The sequence below is a fragment of the Corallococcus sp. RDP092CA genome (assembly GCF_041903675.1).
GTDB lineage: Bacteria > Myxococcota > Myxococcia > Myxococcales > Myxococcaceae > Corallococcus.
On sequence record NZ_JAYESI010000046.1, the window covers coordinates 24,611 to 43,402 of the forward strand.

An 18,792-nucleotide genomic window follows, 5' to 3' on the forward strand; every position below is an offset into this window, starting at 1 on the left:
GAGCAATGTAGCCGCGCCCCGCCCATGGGCGCTAACGAAGTTGGACCACGAGCACCTTGAGCGCCGGTTCCTCACCCGCGGGCGCCGGAAAGTCGAGCCCCGAGGGACCGAACGACCCCACCGTCCTCCCGGTCCTGCCAGCCCGCGTCACGCCCTCCAGCACCATCGTCTCGAAGCGGCGCGAGGGCAGCCCCGCCAGGTTGCAGCAGGCGACCAGACGGCCCTGGGGGGCCACCACCCTCGCCGCGGCCTCGGCCAGCCGGGCGGAGTCGCGAGCGGCGGAGAAGCGCGTCGCCTTGGTGGTGGAGAACGACGGCGGGTCGGAGACCACGACATCGAAGGACTCCCCCTTCTTCGCGAGCCGCCCGAGCCAGTCGAACACGTCGCCAGCCACGTAGTCGTAGCGATCCACGGATTGGCCGTTGAGGCGCGCGTTCTCCTCGCCCCACTCGAGCACGCGGCGGCTGGCGTCCATGTTGAGCACGCGCTTCGCGCCCCCGGCGGTCGCCGCGACGCCGAAGGCGCAGGTGTACGCGAAGAGGTTGAGGACGGTGAGCCCGGAGACCTGGCCCTGGAGCCACGCGCGCGTGTCGCGCATGTCCAGGTAGAGGCCCACGGACAGACCCTGTCCGGGGCGGATGAGGAAGGACAGGCCGTTCTCCTTCGCGACGAGCTCCTCCACGGGCTCGCCGCGAGCGGCGGCCTCCGGGGCGAGCGCGTCCTTCGCCACGTTGGCGAGCACGCGCGCCTCCCGAGGACGGCGCTTGAGGTAGACGCTGCGAGGGGTCCACGCGGAGACGGCGGCGTCGAGCAGCGTGGTCTCTTCGGAGTCGGTCAGGTCGCGGTAGAGGCTGACCACGACGACGTCGCCGAAGACGTCCGCCGTCACGTCGGGCACGCCATCGGCGGCGCCGTTCAGGAGGCGGAGAGCGGAGGTGGCGGGGGCGGCGAGCAGCGGACCCCGGCGGGCGCGGGAGGCGCGCAGCAGGTCCACGAGGCGGGGAGGCAGGGCACTCACGCGCCCCTTCTACCCTACGAACCCAGCCGTGCGCGGGACCAGACGCGGGCGAGCGCGGCGGCGGCGTCGCGGGCCAGGTCCACGTAGTCGTTGCCCAGCAGCTGTCCTTCGCGGACGCAGACGCGGCCATCGACGATGGTCCACGCCACGCGGGCGGCGGTGAGCTGGCCCAGGAGGAAGGGCGAGTAGCCCGTCTCCGGGTCGGCGGCGGGGATGGCGTCGTAGACGACGAGGTCCGCGATGCTGCCCTCCTCCACGCCGCCCGACGGCTTGCCGTACAGGCGGGTGCACAGCTCCGCGGGGCCGCTGACGAACAGGTGCGCCAGCGAGTCATCCAGGTCCGGCATGCGACCGGAGCGCGCCAGCGACAGCATGCTGACGAGCGCCCCGGCCAGCTCCTCCTGGAGGGTGCCGTGGCCGCCGGTGCCCAGGCCCACGAGGTGGAGGCTGGACAGCGCGCCGTCGGCGGACTCGGCCGCGCGGTCCATGGAGCGCGTGGCGCGGGGGGTGAGGGCGATGAAGGTGCCGGAGGCGGCCAGCCGCTCGGACTCGGAGCGCTCGACGGCGCGGGGATAGCCGGCGATGGCGTGAGGGCCCAGGAGGCCGAGCGCGTCCAGGCGCGGCACGACGCGGCTGCCGTGCGTGGCGTAGGTGGTGGAGAGGTCGTCCTCGTTCTCGGCGAGGTGGAAGACGACGGGCGCGTTCAGCTCCGCGCGCAAGCGGGAGATGCGGGTCAGTAGGGCGTCCTCGCAGGTGTAGGACGCGTGGAAGCCCAGCGCGCCCCGGACGCGGGGGTGCTCGCGGTAGCGGCGGACGAAGTCGGCGTTGGCATCGGCCTGGGCCTCCGCGGCGGAGGCGCCATCCAGGCTGTGCGTGGAGTGGGACGCGACCAGGCGGAGGCCCACCGCGTTCGCGGCGCGGGCCTGGGCCTCCAGGGCGCCGGCGACGTCGGTGGGGCACGACAGGTGGTCCACGACGAGGGAGACGCCATCCAGCAGGGCGCGGGCGGCGGCGAACCGGGTCAGGACCTCCACGTCCTCGGAGGTGAGGAGGTTGGCCACGGAGCGCATGCGCTCCAGGCGCGAGCGGGGCTGGCGCAGGAGGAAGTCGCCATTGGGGGGCAGGAGCTGCCCGTTGACCATGTGCGAGTGACAGTCCACGAGGCCGGGGACGACGAGCCGGCCGCGACAAGCCACTTCCCAGTCACCGGGCAGCACGGGCACCTCGGCGTCCGGGGCGACGCGGCGGATGATGCCCTCTTCGACCACGACGGCCATGCCGTGACGGACGCGACCGTCCGCCCGGAACACGGCGCAGTTCTTCAGTAGCAGTCGGCCTTCCATGGACCTTCCCGTTTTAGCACGGGGTGGGTGAAGGATGAACCCCGTCCCTTTTTAGAGGCCCGAAGGCGATGAACCATGCAGCACCAAGCCTCGCCGGGGATCCGGTCGAAAGGCACCGCCCCTCCAAGCGGTGCCGCTCCATTCAAGTCGCATCAAGAGGGGGTTTCTTTCGGACCGACGTACTTCTTCCGATCCTCAGGCGACGCCAAGGGATCATACCCATGCATTGCCTTGGCCCGCTGGGGGAACCAGACCTGAAGGCTGCGCCACGCGAAACGGCGCTGGTCTTGGGACTCGGAGCGAAGCAATTGGACCAACACAGACTCATATGGGGCCAAATCCAGGCCCCGCCGATTGAGTTCTTCCAGTATCAGGTGAGCAATAAAATACTGTTCCACCAGACGCCGCTCCAAATCCTTGGTCTCCGCCTTCGACAACTCCTGCGAGACCTGAACCATGGCCATGGCGAGCGGGACTCGCCCCAGCCGCTCACCAATCAAGCCGCCCAGAACTGCTCCAAGGACAGGCCCCCACACCGCAGGAATGTATCCCCCCAAGCGAATCCCCAGCAGGATGCCAACGGCAGTCACAACAATCCGAAGCGCGCCAAAAATAGTCACCATTGCATCCCTGGGCAAACCCCACGACGGCAGACTCCCCTACCCTCATGGAGCATTTGCTGGCTCTTCTGACTTCACCAAAGAACCAATGCCGTAACCTGCCCCCAGCCCCACGAGCGCATGAAAGGCGAAACGCATCCCGGGAGTTGCCCCTGTCGACATTGTTTGCCCAAGATTGGCCATACCCGAGAATGAGGCCGGGCCTCCACCCTGGGACAAAATATACGCGCCTCTTTGAACAGTCTGTTGGCAGGCAGTACCCACGAACTGGGGAAGTTGATTATAGACCGCGTTCGGCAACGTCTGACTTCCGACCTCGTAGAGATATTTATTCCGCAGAGACAAGAGCATCCACTCATGATCGACCGCCACGCCCCGGTACATCCAAGAAATGAATGACGGTCCAACAAGTGCCGCCATTCCCACAGCAGTTCCAGCAAGCATCATCTTCACGCCGCTGCAAGCCTGCGCATTGCCTTGAGAGCAAGCCACAGCCATTGCTCGCTGGTTTGCGTTTTGCAATTCACGAGTCGGGCTTCCATCCGCGTCGGGCGCAAACCCGGCTGAGTCCGTCACGTTTTCAGGATTGTTACCGGCATATGCATAGATTGGCATTCGTGACGGCAGCATGGAAACCACCGGCTCCGGCTGCAGGTACAGCCCCGAACTCGGATCGTAGTACCGGTTCCAATTCTCGAAGAAGCCCGTCTCCGCGTCGTGATACTGACCAGGGAAGCCCAGCGGGATCCAGAAGGCTTGGGCTCCCGTCTGATACCGCTGATACTCGTACCCCTCGACGACAGTACCCTGGTAGCTGGTCAAACCACTCGCATTCGAGGTGAAGCTCACCGACAGGTTGCCGTTGGACGAGGTCACCCAGGTCGTGGTGACACGCCCCCGTCGCTCACCCGACTGGGTGTCGAGGACGCTGCTCGTGTCCGGATCCACCAAGCTCACGAAGTCCGCCCCTGGCTCCGTATCCACCATGTGGTAACGGGCGCGCATCCGCACCTGGACCGACGCAGTCTCCTTCGGCTGGGAAAAGGATGCCAACGTCGTGGACGTGCTGTGCGCATATGGGTGCGCCGTCTCCGCGTGGTAGGTCACCCGGTTCACGTGCCCAAAGGGGTCCGTGTCCGCGGTGCCAGTCACCTGCCGTGACGCGTCCAGCATCACCACTGGCTTCCCAATGTGATCCGTCACGGGGAAGTACACTCCGCACGCCACTGACTCGCCGTCCCGCGAGCAATCCCCAGCACCGTCGGGCTGCCGCGCCCAGGCCGCGCTGAACTTTCCGCGCACCAGAGCCACCGGACGCCCCTCCAGCCACACATAGTCGTCCAAGGTAAAGTGGCCAATCGGCGTACCCAGCCCGTTGTTGCCCCGGTCCGTCAGCAGCCGGCTCGACACTGAGTGGAAGTACTCGTCCGTCGTCCCATACGGATTCGATTTCAGCCGGCGACGCCCCAGCGCATCGTAGAAGTAGTTGTAGTACGTGCCGTTCACATTGACCGCGCGGAACACGGTTTCCGTGGCCACGCCCACCGTCTGTCCATACTCGAAGCCCAGCGTGTAGACAGGCCCACCCGGCATGGTCGCCGCCCACCGCTTCTGCGTCACCCGGCCATCTTCGTCATGCGACAGGGTGTACTTCAGCAGGCTGCCCACGGTGGAAGAGCCCCACGCCGTCATCTGATCCACCGCCAGCGCCGTCCCGGAGGTCAGATCGTAGATGAACCCGTCTTCCTCCAGCTGGGTCCGATTGCCACGGCCATCGTACTGGTAGGTACGCGAGGCAAAGGCACCACCGGTCGCCGCGAAGTTACCCGTCGGCCGCCCCGCTCCCACCAAGCGCAGCGTGCGGTCATACGCATACGTCTCTGTCCGAGGCGTCGTCGCCCCCAGCAGGCACGTATCCAGCCGGGCAACCTGGTCGCCCGTCCACGTATACCCACGCTGGTAGATATCCCCATTCCCCGAGCCCGGTGAGAACGAACCGGACGACACCCGCAGGGAACGCAGGCGCCCCGTCATGTCCCCGGAAGAGAGATTCGGCGCGGCCGTCGGGCACGCGGCAGGGGCCACCGCCGTGTTGTCCCCGAGCATGAACTCCATGGCGCTGCTGTTCGACGTCGCCGGGTGATTCATCTGGTAACCCCGCAGGCCGCCGTACGGCTCCCAGGCAATGCCCTCGATGACGCGCGTATCCGTGTAGCCCGAGGTCCCGAAGAGCCGGACGTCAATGGCCTGGGTCCGATTCAGCTTCGCTCCCGTGCCGTAGACGTACGTGATGACGCGCCCGTGCGGATACGTCACCGTCTCGATGTTGCCATTCGCCGTGTACGTATAGAACGTGTGCGGGTGCGCATTCACCGTGCCCGACAAGCAACTCGTCTCCCCCTCACGCAGGCGGACCTCTCCCGTCACCCGGCCAAAAGCGTCGTACTGGTACCAAGTGCGCCCGAAGGAATCGTGACGGTAGCGCAACCGGCCCGCTGTCTTCACGGGCTGAGGGCAGCTCGCGGGAGGCACGCTGGTCGCGTCTCCTGAATCGTTCACGTCATAGGACAGAGCGAAGAGATTCTCCGCCCCCGCAGTGGGCGTGTTGTAGTGCCGCACGGAGCGCAGGAGCCGGCCCAGCAGGTCGTATTCGTACGAGAGCCACTCCCACGACGCACGCATCTCCGGCGTCTCCTTCACCGTCACCGCTCCCCGGGCGTCATAGGCATAGCGAGTCACGCCCGCGCCCCCAGCGCCGTCACTGGTGTGCGGCAACGACACCGTCACCAGGTTGCCAAAGTCGTCATAGCCGTACGTCGATGCAGGCACGGAGGCACTGCACGTCGAGCAGTCATTCGAACCTGACGCCACCGCACAGCCGCTCCGCACCGAGGTGACGTTGTTCTGCACGTCGTGCGTGAAGCACGTGCGCTGGTTGCTGCTGGACGTGGGGAACTCGTCGACCTTGGTCAGCCGATCCAACCGGTCATAACCCATGGCCGTACACAGGGTCGAAACCGGCGAGCCATCCGGATTCACGCCTCCACAAACCGCCGGAGGCGCGTTGGAAGGGAAGCCCAGGCCCGTCAGGTTGCCATTGGAGTCAAACACCCGCGCCGTCTGGACGGGCGAGGGAGCGGTGCCCATTCCCTCGTAGGTCGGATGCTTCCGAGCGTCCGCCGCGTACGTCTTCACCCGGCGTGTCTGCGCGGTGCTCCCCGTCCACGTCTGGAACGTCTCCGACTTGAGCGTCTCGTCCGGCCAGTAGGTGTAGTCCACGCGCTCGGACCAGGACGAACCCGATGCATCTGCGGCGGTCGCCTTCCACTGGAGCAGCTTCGTGAGGGTCCCACCCGAGCAACCCGACGTCGTCCCACTTCGGTAGCAGAAGACGTCGTAGTTGCCCTGGGGATGCTTGATGGCATTGAGCCGCCCCTGTTCGTAGATCAGCTCCGTCGTGGTGGTTGTCGTGCCATCCCCCACGGTCTGCTTGGCAAGCAGGTCCTGGTTGAACTCCCGCGTGAGGATCACTCCGTTGGAGTCCTGGATGCGCGTGGCATTCCCGAAGACGTCGTACTCCAGGTATTGCGTATCCAAGGACGTACTCCCACCGCAGCCACCCGGGAATACCGACTCCTTCTTGAGCTTGTTCCGGCGGTTCTCCACATCCGTCCGCGGCCAGTATTCGTACTTCGTCACCGGGAAGGGCGCCGTGGACGGGCAGTCCGTGAGAGTGGTGACATCCGTGACGCTCGCGTCGACCAAGCAGGGACCGTGAACCTCTAACACGCGCCCCTGCGCATCCTCCGGCCCCACGCCTCCACACTGTTGCGCTCGGTAGTTGAAGACCGCCACCCGACGCTTCTCCACCTGCCAGTTGCCAGAGCTGTCCCTCACCTGCGTCCATCCCGTGCGGAACGTCGCGTTCATCCGGTTCGTCACCGAGTCGTAGACGTACTGCGTCCGCGCCTTCGGATCCGTGGCCCCAGTTGGCGCCAGCACACTATCCACCTCTTCACGCTCCAACATTTGCTCGAAGGCTCGGAGGGACCGACCAGAGCCTCCATACGTATATCCATACCGAAGCTCCGCCATGCCGCCCGTCCCAATCAACGCACTGGCACCCGTCGTGACCTGGGTGAGTTCCTTGACGTGACTCAGAGGGACCCCCTGCGCCTCGGCGATACCTGCGTCGGGCTTGACGTGATCGTAGAGTGTCCAGACATCACGCAAATCCTTATGCGCCATCGGCATTGCTGGCTTCAGTTGACTGTTGGATGGCGGGCACTCGTACTCCCAGCGCTCAGTGCCAAGAACAACCCCCGGACAGGAAGGGCCATCGCACCGCTCCTCTCGGGAGTAGAGCCGCCAAGTCTGGGTGGAGTCATACGCCGGCCCTGACATGAATCGGGACGTGAAGGTCGTCGTCCCCGCAGCGCCCGTACCAAGCCCTGCCAGCGAGTCCGCGAAGTCCCGAGCGGGCTTGCCGCCACCACCTCGGAACAACGAACAGGCCGCCGCCGTGACGGAACTCGTGACGTCCGTGATGGTGTAATCATGCCCACCCGCCTCATCACGCCGCGCGTTGAGATCGCTCCTGTTCCAGGTGTGCCTCGCGACCTGAACACCATTCTCATAAACGTCATAGGTGGAGTTCCCACCGCTAGGCCCAGGCACGTAGACGTACTGCCGGCTCTGGCCTGATTGGGGATAGACAACCCCCGAAAGCTCATTGCTGTTGGGCGCATAGGAATACTCGACCAATCGCCGCTCCGAGACACCACCGTCAGAGGAGTCTTCCAGGGAGATGTAGTCCAGGACGCATTCGAGCTTCCCGCTAAAGGTCCCCTTGACCTTGGTGTAGTAGAAATGAACCTTCGCGCCATCTCGCGTGGTGATCGTGCGCAGGTACGGCACGCCAGGATCCGTACCCGCCGCCCCCGAAGGGCAGCCCAGATCCACGGGCACACCACCGTCAAGGACCGTGGGCTGAGCGTACTCCAGCAAGGCCCGCGGAATCTCCATGCCCCCATCCGGAGCATATTGGCTGTCTTCAATCCGGCTCAGAAAGTAGTGGCGGTAGCCCGCATCCGCCTGCGAATCCACCCAGACTGAATTATAGACATAGCGCCCACTGCCCTCGCGGAAGAACACAAACTCCTGGGGCCACCCACCATCTGAGGTGTCCTGCCAGAGTTGATCTCGGTTGCCCGCGTTATTCTCGTTCTCGTACCACCCCCCAGAGGTCGCAGGCTTCGGACTCAGAGCCATCTTGTTGAGGTATCCGTCAACGTCACGGATGTTCACCTCTGTCGAGCCAGGCGATACTTTATAGATGGAACTGTAGAAGTTGTGCCACCAGTTAAGGCTTCCACCAGTACGGTGGTATCCGAACGGACGACCAATCCTATCTGTAGGAAGGAATCCTCCGTACCCGCCCACTCCGGAGAGATTGGCGTAGCTGTACGAACCCGCTTTCGTGACGTACATCCGAATAAATGGGAGGCTGCCTTGGCTGAGCGGCAGTTCGAAGTCCACTTCGCGCAAGTAGTTGTAGCCATCCGCGACGCTGACAGGATCACCGTAGAAACCAGCGCCACCCGGGGCGCGAGGGGCCTTCGGCCCGGATTCGCTGGGATCGCCTTGCGTCCCCTCACAGCGGGGGATGATATTCGCAGGGCAGAATTGGGCATGCGCCGTGGAGGCGCCTGAAATGGCGATGAACAGCGTGAGTCGAATCAGCATTCTCATGGGACGCCTTCCATGGAAAACAGGCGGGTGACCTTGCGGCCCACAATCCGCCAAACATTTTCATCGTCTTGAAAGTAGAGTTCTCGGGCCGTGGTGCCGAACTGGGCCCGAACACTGCCCCCTTCTCGCAGACGAAACTTGTGAAGAACTCGAGGAGGCCGCTCCGCTGACGTCCGCTCCTTGAGCAGGACATCCGCTCCATCACGCTCCACGAAGACCAGGCGCTTGCCGTCTGGAGAGAAGACAGGCTCGTTCACGTCTCCGGATGTCAGTGGTCCGGAGGCAGGCTGTCCTTCTCGCATCAAATGAAGGGTCTTGACGTTCGGATTGCACGGTGTGTGGACGTAGACAAGGTCTCCATCGGGACGGAATGAGGGTCGAAGATGGCACCCAGGCTCGTCCGTGAGCGCCTTGAGCGCGGTGCCATCCATTCGCACGCGATACAACTGCGCATTCGCCCGCTCCTCATGCTGTCCGGGAGGCCCGCCCTTCTTGGGATGGTGCGCGAAGTAGACCCATTGCCCATCGGGACTGACAGCCGGGTCGGCATGGAAACCCCGCTCGTTCCCGATCCGGACAGGAGGAGACTTCGTCCTCCACTCCCAGCGGTACATCAGGTCATTGTGCGCCCCCTCTTCATACGTCGTGTAGACGACGTGCTGTCCATCCGGGGACACCGTCAAGCTGTTGGCGCCCAAAGACGCAGGAAGCTGGATGCGCTCAGGCTTGCCAGTGGAGACGTCCAAGGCGATCCAGCCCCCTGCATAACCAAAGACAAGGTAGCGTGGAGAGGGCACACTGGAGGCAACTGGAGGCGTAGCCACCAGGAGGACCATCAAGAGACGTGCAAGCATTGAACGAGCCTATCGCTCCTGTACGGGGCGCGCGGACCACCCCTTCGGCGGTACGCAGAAAGAAGCACCTGCGTTCGGATGGACCGAAACGCATTGCCAGTCCACAGGGCAGTTCTCCTCCGCCTGGCATTGCCTGGAGCAGATCAGCCCCAGACCCGGGTCAGGCTGGGTATGCAGACACAGGCCCGAGCGACAGGCGGACGCACCTTGCGCGGCACAGTCCTCCCCCACTTCCCTTGTCGCCGCGGCGGCCAGGGTCTGCCGGTGCTCACCAAAGACCGTCCCAGAAGGTGCCGCTACCTCCGCCGCGTCGGTAACCGGAGGTCGCGACTCATTGCATGCCACCAGTAAGCCCCCTCCCGCCAGCACACCCCACACCCATGACCGGAAAGACAATCGCCCCTCGCTCTCGGAAGAGTCCACGCCCGGGTAACGGAGCCCGGGAATTTCCATATTCTATCTTTTGTCGAGAACCTGCCACAAGCCATAACCTTGCATTTCAACAACAAACAACTTCTGCACCCACACTGCCATTGATTGGTAGTTGCATACATCTCCCCCTGGGTTGTCCAGGACTGATTCCTCTCAAGGCACGGCGCCACGCAGCCGCCAGCGCGCAATCACCGATGGAAGAAGGCGCCGCCGATCCACCTCAGGGGCACAACAGCCAGCCCCAACGCCTGGAAGCAGCTCCACGGCCGCCGGTCGATGGCGTTGTAGGTCGAAGCCCGCGCGGCACGAATCAACCAGGCACGCCGTCCCAGATGGACCACCGTGCAGGCCAGCCACGCGGCCCAGAGAACCCAGAACGGAGGTCCTCCGAGGAGCGATCGCCCCCAAGCCACCACGGCAGGCCCGGCCACTCCCGATATGGACCTGGAGCCGCGGAAGCGACCCGCCGCCCCGTGGCATCCGCCCCCACCTCCGGCAGCTTGCCCCCTGCGGCCTCTCGCATGGCAGGCAGGGTGGCTCGGGTTCTTGGACCCAATGACCCGGTATACTCCCGGTCCCATGACACCGCTGAGCCCCGGAGTCGCCACCGCCACGGAGCAGACCGCGCCGGCCGCGCCCGGCTCCCTGCGCTTTCACCGCCTGTGGCTGTTCTCCCCCCGAGCTGACCTGGCCATCCTGGGCCTCCCCCTGACCCTGACCCTGGTGGCGGCCTTCGCCAGCGCGTTCCTCGCCCCCACGGCGGCGGACAACACCCACCGGCTCCTGGGATGGACGGCCCAGAACCTCCTGGGCAACGCCACCCACGTCATCCTCACGTTCCTGCTCTTCGGCGTGCACCGCGACGTGCTCACCGCCGCGCCCAAGCAGCCCCGCACCATCCTCGCCGGGACGCTGGCCATGCTCGGCGTGGGCGCGGCGCTGTTCTTCACCTTCTACGCCGACCGGTCCATCCACACCTTCGCCGTCGCCGTCATCTTCAACGTCTTCGGCATGCACCACACCCTGTCACAGCACCGGGGCCTGTGGTCCCTGCACGGCCTGCGCGGCGGCCAGGCCGGGCTCGCGCCGCCCTCGGCCCTGGAACGCAAGCTCCAGCAGCTCTACGTCCCGCTGCTGCTCACCGTCCTCCTCGTCCGCATCTTCTTCGTCGCCGAGTCCGCCGCCCCCGGCGCCCCCGCCTACCTCGACGTGGGCCAGGGCACCGTGTTGCCGTGGCAGGCGCTGCCCGTGCTCATCGCCGTCTGGCTGGGCTACTTCCTCCTGCTCTTCCGCGCCGTGCTCCGCGCCGGCACCGCCAGCGGCCCCAAGGTGCTCTACCTCCTGGGCATGGCCACCGCGACCGGCCTGGCGCTCGTGGCCCCGTCCTGGGGCTACGTGATGCTCCCGGGCATGCACGGCCTGGAGTACTACGTCCTCAGCGCCCGCATGCTGGAGCCGCGTGAAGGTGATGCCCCCCGCCTGAGCCGGAAGCTCGTCTGGCCCGCCATGGTCGTCTCCATGCTCCCGCTGTTCGCCCTCGGCGTGGTGCATGGCTTCCTGCTGGAGGGCCCCATGCGCGGCTCGCTGGGCATCGGCGGCGGCGCGCAGGCGAATCCCCTGCTGCGCGCGTTCACCTCGATGGGCTTCGCGTGCGTGCTCGCCCACTACTTCGCGGACGCCTTCATCTTCCGCTTCCGCATCCCCTCCATCCGGCAGGTGATGCTGCGCCGCCTGGGCTTCGCCCCCGCCCCCCGCCCGGCCCCCTGAGCGAGGCAGTCCCCTCCCCCGCAAAAGAAAATGGCAGGCCCTTCCAAGTGGAGGGACCTGCCATTTCCGAACAACCGAGCGAGGCTCAGTTGTAGGTGTTGTTCTGGCCGAAGTTCTTCATCGTCTTCTTCTTCAGCGCGTCGGACGCCGTCTGGCCGTCGTTCTCCACGTTGTCGTTACCGGCCAGCGCCGCCGCGGAGGCGCCGAACAGCTTGCGGATGTTGTCGCCGAACAGGGTGATGACGCCGATGGCGGCGATCGCGATGAGGGCAACGATGATGATGTACTCGGTCATGCCCTGACCACGGTTCTTGCGGAACTGCTTCTTCGGGGCGGCCTTCGCGATCGCGTTCATGGGAAACTCCGGGGGTCGTTGCAGCGGTGGAGAAACTCACCCTGCGGGAAGTCAGGGTCGGTACAGACAGTACAACGGGCGAGCAAGCACCTCCATCCGTCATCGGGAGGATGGGGGGGCAGCTCCAGGAATATCGCGGGCCTGGAGCCACTCAAGGGTTCTTCCCCCCTGTTTCAGGGCCCGCCGGGCGTCGCCGTGGGCGTACGGGGGGGGCTCCCGCAGGCGTCCGGCGGCAGGGCCTCGCAGTACGCCTTGAAGGCCTTCTGGAGCTTCGCGTCCTGCGGATGGCGCGCCGCCACCTCCCGGCCCACCGCCAGCGCCCCGTCCGCGTTCATCGGCGTCCACACCGTGCGCGACGACCAGGTCCTCGCCGTCACCAGCTTGAGGTACTCCGTCACCAGCTCCGGGGAACGTCCCCCCTTCGCCACCTCCGGCTCCAGCAGCGACGCCGCGAGCGTCAGGTCGCCCTGCGCCAGCACCGCCCGGCCCAGCGCGAGCGCCGAGGCCGGATCTTCCGGCGCCAGCGAGCGCCACAGCGACGCCACGCCCCGGACCACCGGATCCTTCTCCGAGTGGTAGCGCTCCACGTTGCGGTACAGGCCCGCGACCTGTTCGGCGGCGGGCGGATGGTCGCGCAGGTACTGGTGCAACAGCAGCCCCGGGCCGGAGTCCGGCGCCCGGCGCTCGTCCTTCACGCGCACGTCCAGGTTCGCCAGGAAGAAGGCCACCGGCGAGGCGTACTCCAGCAGGTTGTGGTCGTCCGTGTTGATGGGCCCGTCGCCCGCGAAGTCCTTCTGCCCGGCCTCGGTGTGCACCTGCTTGGACAACAGGCCGAACATGTCGTGGATCTCCACCCGCGCCAGGTCCGCCTTCACGTCCGGCCGGGCCATGCGCGCCGCCACCGCTTCCGCGTCGAACGACAGCGGCTTGCGGCTGGCCACCATCACCAGGTCCTCCGGCCCCAGCCACGTCGTGGCGTGCGGGAAGGTGTCGTGCAGCGTGCGCATCACCAGCCGCACCAGCTCGCGGTTGCTCTCGTAGGTGTGGATCCACTGCACCAGCACGCCGTCGTCCGTCAGGTGCTTGTCCACCAGTTGGAAGAAGTCTCGCGTGAAGAGGCCGGACACGCCCGTCACCCAGGGGTTGGACGGCACGCTGACGATGAGGTCGTACTGGATGGGCGCCAGCGCCATGAACGTCTTCGCGTCGTCGATGTGCACGTGCGTGCGCGGATCATCCACCGCGTTGCGGTTGTCCGCCTTGAACAGGCGCGCCGCTTCAATCACCGCCGGGGAGATCTCCACCATGTCCAGGCGCTCCACCGGGTGCGCCAGCACGCTGCCCGCGGTGATGGCCGCGCCGGAGCCGACGAGCAGCACGTTCTTCGGGTCGCGCGGGTGCAGCAGCACGCCCAGGTGCCCCGCCATCACCTGCGTCTCGATGTCGCCTCCGTTCGTGGCGTCCGTCTTGCCGTTGATCTTCATGAAGCGGAGGTTCTCGCTCGCCAGGTCCCCCACCATCACCGTGGCGAAGGTGTCGTCCGCGTAGAAGCGCGGCACGATGGTCTTCTCCGTGTCCTCCACCAGCTGCGTGTAGCTCGCCGGCGGCTTCTGGTAGGCGCGCACCGCCGCGATGTTGGACAGGCGCTGCGGCCAGCCCTGCATGCTGCCCAGCACCACCACCGCCAGCACCGCCGTCACCCCCACCGGCGCGAACGTCCGCCAGGCCGGAGCCGACGGCGCCGCGCCCTGGCCCTCCCCTTCCTTCGCCGGGGACAGCGCGTGGAACGCCAGGGCCGCGGCAATCAGGTTCGCCACCGCCCCCGCGATGAAGTTGCCCTGCATGCCCCAGAAGGGCATCAGCACCAGCCCGCCCAGCACGGAGCCAGACAGCGTGCCCGCCGTGTTCCACAGGTAGACGCCGCCTAGCTCGCGCCCCACCTCGGACACCTTCGCCGTGGCCACGCGCGCCGCCGCCGGGAACGCCGCGCCCATGATGAAGGTGGGCACCAGCAGCACCGCGCAGCAGAACGCGAAGGTGACACCCTGGAAGATGGGCCACGTCTCCACCGCGCGCGTGAGCATCCACTCCGACCAGCGGAACAGGTGCGGCAGCCGCACGTACAACGGCAGCGCCACGCAGAGGCTCAGCACGAGCCCCACCTGCGTCCAGCCATACAGCTTCAGCGAGTCCCCGCCCTCCTTGCGCGTCATCAGCCAGAAGCTGCCCAGGCCGATGCCCAGGATGAACGCCGTCAGGATGAGCGTGAAGGCATACGTGGACGCCCCCAGCACGATGGCCAGCAGGCGGATCCACGTCACCTGATACAGCATGGACGTGAAGCCGGACAGCATCACGCCGATGAGCGCCGCCCGCACCGCCCGCCGGGGATAGGCCACGTCCTCCGCGGCCGGCGCCGCCCCCGCCACCACCGCCGGTGGGTGCTGCCGGGCCAACGCCAGCGCCGCCAGCGCGAGGAACACGTTCAGCCCGGCCGCGATCCGCGCGGACGCGGACAGGCCCACCAGCGGCACCAGCCGCGTGCCCGCCACGTACACGCCCACCGCCGCGCCCAGGCTGTTGATGGCATACAGCCGCGCCAGCTCCTTGCGCACCCCCGCGAGGCTGGCCGCGAAGTGGCGCACCAGCGCCGGCAGCGTGCCGCCCATGAGCAGCGTGGGCACCACCAGCGACAGCGAGGACACGAGCAGGCGCGGCGCCACCCGCAGGCCCTCCGGCACGTGCGGCGCCAGGGCCAGCCACAGGTGCTCCAGCGCCCCCAGGACATAGGGGAACGCCAGCGCGTACAGGCCCACCCCCAGCTCCAGCACGCCATAGAGCGCCAGGGGACTCTTCACCCGGTCCGCTGTCCGCCCGAAGACAAACGCCCCCAGCGCCAGGCCCCCCATGAACGTAGCCAGCACGACGGCGTGCGCCTGGCCGCTGTTGCCCAGCACGTTCCCCAGGTATTTGGACCAGACCAGCTCGTAGACGAGCGCGGTCGCCCCCGACAGGAACAGAAGGGCGGCCACAAGGTTCTTCGGAGGACGTGGAGTGAGGGTCATAGGGACAGCGCTCGACGTTACCCGGTATGTTTCAGGTCCACCAATGAACGCCCAACTCCTGCAAGCCGCGCAGCTCGCCTGGTCCCCCCACCTCCGGGTGACACGCGCGGAAGGTGATTGCGCCCAGGTGCTGCGCCGCGACGCCAACGCGCTCGTGGGCATGCCCCTGCACACCGCGCTTGGGATTCCACAGGAGCGCGCGCGGGAGCTGGACGCCCGCGCGCGCGAGGACCGCCGCGCGGTGGAGTTCGTCACCATCCCGCCCCACGGCGCCACCGGCAACCCGCCCCCCACCCACCTGCGCCTCGTGCTGGGCCTGGACTGCGACGAGGCCGCCGCGAGCGTGCTCGACCTGGGCGCCGTGCTGGAGGGCGCCCCGCCGGTGCAGATCTCCAAGCTGTCGTCGTCCCTCAGCCATGAGATCCGCAACCCGCTCTCCTCCGTGAAGATGGCGGTGCAGACCCTGGCCCGGAACACCAGCCTGTCGGACCGGGACAAGCGGCGGCTCACCATCGCCAACCGGGAGATCCGGACCATGGAGCGCATGCTGTGGCTGCTGTCCGAGTACGGCCGCGAGAGCGCCGCGAGCCTGGACGCCCACGCGCTGCGCTCGGTCGTCCAGGAGGCGACCGCCATGGTCGCCCCGGAGCTGGCCGAGCGCCGCATCGAGGTGGACGTGAAGGAAGAGGCGGACCTGCCCCGCGTGCGGGTGGATCCCAACCGGTTGAGGCCCGTGCTCGCTCAAGTCCTGCTCAACGTGGCCATGGGCCTGCCAGAGGAGGGCCGCGTCCAGGTGACCCTGCGCCAGGCCGACCCCGGCCACGTCAGCCTCATCCTGGATGATCCGGCCGCGGCCCTGCCTCCGGAGGAGCGGGGCACGCTGTTCGACCCCTTCGGCTCGCGGCTGGCGCGGGGCGCGGGGCTGTCCCTGGCCGCCCTGCGACGGGTGATGACGGGCGTGGGGGGCGACGTGGCGGCCCAGGGGAGCTCCGAGCCAGGGATGGTGTTCACGCTGACGTTCGCCGCCTGAGGACCCCATGGAGACCCTCCTCATCGTCGACGATGACGTGTCGCTGCTCGAGACCCTCACGATGCACTTCGAGGAGATCGAGCAGGACGACGGGCAGCCGCGCTACCAGGTCGTCACGGCCACCAGCGCGGCCGCGGGCCTCAAGGCCGCCCAGGAGAGCATGCCCAGCGTGGTCATCCTGGACATGATGCTCCCGGACCGCACCGGGCTGGAGATCATCGAGGAGATGAAGGGCCTGTGCGGCGACGCGCGCATCATCCTCGTCACCGCCTACCACGACATGGAGACGACCATCCGGGCCATGAAGGCCGGTGCGTTCGACTACATCCACAAGCCCTTCCCGGACCCCGCCGCCCTGGACCTGGTGGTGGAGCGCGCGCTGGAGTACCGCCAGCTGTCGCGCCGGGCGGACGAGGTCCACCGCGAGAACGCCGTCGTCCGCCTGGGCGACATCGTGGGCACCAGCCCCTCCATGCAGCAGCTGGTGAAGGAGATCGGCAAGGTCACGGGCAGCAGCGCGACGGTGCTGATCAACGGCGAGAGCGGCACCGGCAAGGAGCTCATCGCCCGCGTCATCCACAACTACTCCTACGACGAGCCGCGGCCCTTCATCGGCATCAACTGCTCCGCCATCGTGGACACGCTGCTGGAGAGCGAGCTGTTCGGCCACGAGAAGGGCGCCTTCACCGGCGCCGTGTCCGGCAAGCCCGGCAAGTTCGAGCTGGCCGAGGACGGCACCGTGTTCCTGGATGAGATTGGCGACATGTCGCTGATGCTCCAGGCGAAGCTGCTGCGCGTGCTGCAGGAGCGCGAGTTCGAGCGCGTGGGCGGCGTCAAGCGCGTGAAGCTGCGCGCCCGCGTCATCGCCGCCACCCACCGCAACCTCGCGGACGAGGTGGCGCAGGGCCGCTTCCGCGAGGACCTCTACCAGCGCCTCAAGGTCATCACCCTCTTCATCCCGCCCCTGCGCGAGCGGCGCGAGGACATCTCCCTCCTGGTGAAGCACCTGCTGGAGCGCATCAACGAGAAGGTCCACAAGCGCGTCACCCGCGTGCCCCACGAGGTGATGGAGCGCCTCACCCTCCTGCCCTGGCGCGGCAACGTGCGCGAGCTGGAGAACGTCCTCACCCGCGCCGTCGTGCTCGCCCCCGGCGACGTGCTGCGCGGCGACGACCTGCCCTCCCTGGAGGCGAGCCCCTCAGCGCCCCTGGACGCCCAGCGCGCCCCCAGCGCCGCGAGCGCCATGTTCGCCGCCCCCGCCGTGGACGACGCGAGCCTCATCCCCACCCTGGAAGAGGCCGAGCGGCAGCTCATTGCCCGCGCCATGGCCGTCACCAAGGGCCACAAGGGCCGCACCTGTCAGATCCTGGGCATCAGCCGTCCGACGCTTGAACGAAAGCTTCAAAAGTTCGGTCTCGCACAGGCGCATGGTCCACAGGTTCACCCTTATCCGGTGAAGGATGCTTCCTGACACCGTCCCAGTCCGGACAAAGCCGGATGCCGGTTGAACGTTTCGTTCAAACTGATCAGACTGTTTGAACGTTTTGTTTCAGGTTTTGGACACAGCAGGGGGGGATGATTGTGGGTGTAGCGCTAAGTACCCGGCATTCCTGGAACTGTTCCCCCGGGAATACTTCAAGTGACCATGGCACGCCTCTTGGAATGGGCAAGGTCCGTCCGCAGCAGCAGCAGCGACCGACCTTCCCCATCCCTTTCTGTCTTTCCAGGAGACTCCCATGCACGGCTTCAACCGCCCCCTCGGCCCTATCGGTTCCAACGTCGTGGCGCCCCTGCAGGCGACGTCCTCCGGGATGATGGTGACGGCGAACAAGCTGGTCCCCGGCCAGGAGGCCATCGACTTCAAGGGGTACTTCAAGGTCGAGTCCTTCCCGCACAACTCGACCATCTACCGCCCCGGTGACACGTCGGACCGCGTGTACCTGCTGAAGTCCGGCCGCGTGCGCCTGATGCGCATTGGCAAGAACAGCACCCGCTCGGTGGTGTCCATCCTCCGCCCGGGCGACCTGTTCGGCGAGCTGTTCCGCCCCGAGGGCACGCCCATCGAGGAGATGGCCGTGGCGGCGGGCGAGGCCGAGGTGTGGAGCATCGAGGGCCGCGACTTCCGCGCGCAGTTGGAGGCCCGCCCGGCCCTGGCGGTGGACGTGGTGCGCGCCTACGCGGACCGCGTGCGCTCGCTGCGCAAGCGCGTGCTGGGCCTGACCTTCAAGGAGGTGCCGGCCCGGCTGGCGGACACCCTGCTCACGCTGGTGGAGGCGCACGGCGAGCGCTGCCCGCACGGCGGTGAGACGGACCTGCGCGGGATTACGCAGCAGGACCTGGCGGACCTGGTGGGGGCCTCGCGCTCCTTCGTGTCCACGCTCATCAACGAGATGAAGCGCGAGGGCGTGCTCGGCAACGTGGGCCGCATCCTCTGCGTGCGCGACCAGAAGGCCCTGCGCAAGCTGGCCTCCAAGGAGAAGTAGTCGCCGCGTCCCTGCTCCACGTCCCACGGGCCTGTCCGCGAGCGCACCCGCGGCCGGGCCCGAGGTGTTTTCAG

The 18,792-nt window shown here is 67.0% G+C and carries 11 protein-coding genes; 4 read left to right on the forward strand and 7 right to left on the reverse strand.

Going from position 1 to position 18,792, the window contains the following annotated elements; all coding sequences use genetic code 11:
• Nucleotides 1-31: 31 nt before the first annotated feature.
• The 5 genes from U8525_RS32035 to U8525_RS32055 all read right to left on the reverse strand — a co-directional run bounded on the left by U8525_RS32035 (nucleotide 32) and on the right by U8525_RS32055 (nucleotide 9,478).
• Nucleotides 32-1,018, reverse strand: coding sequence for a class I SAM-dependent rRNA methyltransferase (locus U8525_RS32035; RefSeq protein ID WP_374270524.1), 987 nt, complete (start codon nucleotides 1,016-1,018; stop codon nucleotides 32-34).
• A gap of 14 nt (nucleotides 1,019-1,032) precedes the next feature.
• The gene (locus U8525_RS32040) at nucleotides 1,033-2,361 is read right to left on the reverse strand and encodes an amidohydrolase family protein (RefSeq protein WP_374270525.1); all 1,329 of its coding nucleotides are present in this window, start codon (nucleotides 2,359-2,361) and stop codon (nucleotides 1,033-1,035) included.
• A gap of 152 nt (nucleotides 2,362-2,513) precedes the next feature.
• A complete protein-coding gene (locus U8525_RS32045) occupies nucleotides 2,514-2,984 on the reverse strand; it encodes a hypothetical protein (RefSeq protein WP_374270526.1) in 471 nt (156 codons plus the stop codon).
• Nucleotides 2,985-3,026: 42 nt separating this feature from the next.
• Entirely contained in the window at nucleotides 3,027-8,732 is a 5,706-nt protein-coding gene (locus tag U8525_RS32050) for an RHS repeat-associated core domain-containing protein (protein WP_374270527.1), read from the reverse strand.
• Nucleotides 8,729-9,478: a TolB family protein gene (locus U8525_RS32055; RefSeq protein ID WP_374270528.1), complete on the reverse strand. Its 750-nt coding sequence runs from the start codon at nucleotides 9,476-9,478 to the stop codon at nucleotides 8,729-8,731. Before U8525_RS32055 ends, U8525_RS32050 begins: the two co-directional genes overlap by 4 nt.
• Before the next feature lie 1,119 nt (nucleotides 9,479-10,597).
• Here U8525_RS32055 and U8525_RS32060 point away from each other — a divergent pair.
• Nucleotides 10,598-11,785: a hypothetical protein gene (locus tag U8525_RS32060; RefSeq protein ID WP_374270529.1), complete on the forward strand. Its 1,188-nt coding sequence runs from the start codon at nucleotides 10,598-10,600 to the stop codon at nucleotides 11,783-11,785.
• An 85-nt stretch (nucleotides 11,786-11,870) separates the two neighbouring features.
• Here U8525_RS32060 and U8525_RS32065 read toward each other — a convergent pair whose 3' ends face one another.
• Together U8525_RS32065 and U8525_RS32070 are read right to left on the reverse strand one after the other, a co-directional pair.
• Entirely contained in the window at nucleotides 11,871-12,140 is a 270-nt protein-coding gene (locus tag U8525_RS32065; protein ID WP_374270530.1) for a hypothetical protein, read from the reverse strand.
• Between the two features lie 173 nt (nucleotides 12,141-12,313).
• A complete protein-coding gene (locus U8525_RS32070) occupies nucleotides 12,314-15,172 on the reverse strand; it encodes a fused MFS/spermidine synthase (protein ID WP_374270531.1) in 2,859 nt (952 codons plus the stop codon).
• Between the two features lie 76 nt (nucleotides 15,173-15,248).
• Here U8525_RS32070 and U8525_RS32075 point away from each other — a divergent pair, with 76 nt between their 5' ends.
• The 3 genes from U8525_RS32075 to mrpC all read left to right on the forward strand — a co-directional run bounded on the left by U8525_RS32075 (nucleotide 15,249) and on the right by mrpC (nucleotide 18,718).
• The gene (locus U8525_RS32075) at nucleotides 15,249-16,235 is read left to right on the forward strand and encodes a sensor histidine kinase (RefSeq protein ID WP_374270532.1); all 987 of its coding nucleotides are present in this window, start codon (nucleotides 15,249-15,251) and stop codon (nucleotides 16,233-16,235) included.
• A 7-nt stretch (nucleotides 16,236-16,242) separates the two neighbouring features.
• Entirely contained in the window at nucleotides 16,243-17,706 is a 1,464-nt protein-coding gene (locus tag U8525_RS32080; protein WP_374270533.1) for a sigma-54-dependent transcriptional regulator, read from the forward strand.
• Nucleotides 17,707-17,971: 265 nt separating this feature from the next.
• Nucleotides 17,972-18,718 carry a Crp/Fnr family transcriptional regulator MrpC gene (gene mrpC / locus U8525_RS32085; RefSeq protein ID WP_014395195.1) on the forward strand — a complete coding sequence of 249 codons (747 nt, stop codon included), beginning with the start codon at nucleotides 17,972-17,974 and terminating at the stop codon, nucleotides 18,716-18,718.
• Nucleotides 18,719-18,792: the final 74 nt, after the last annotated feature.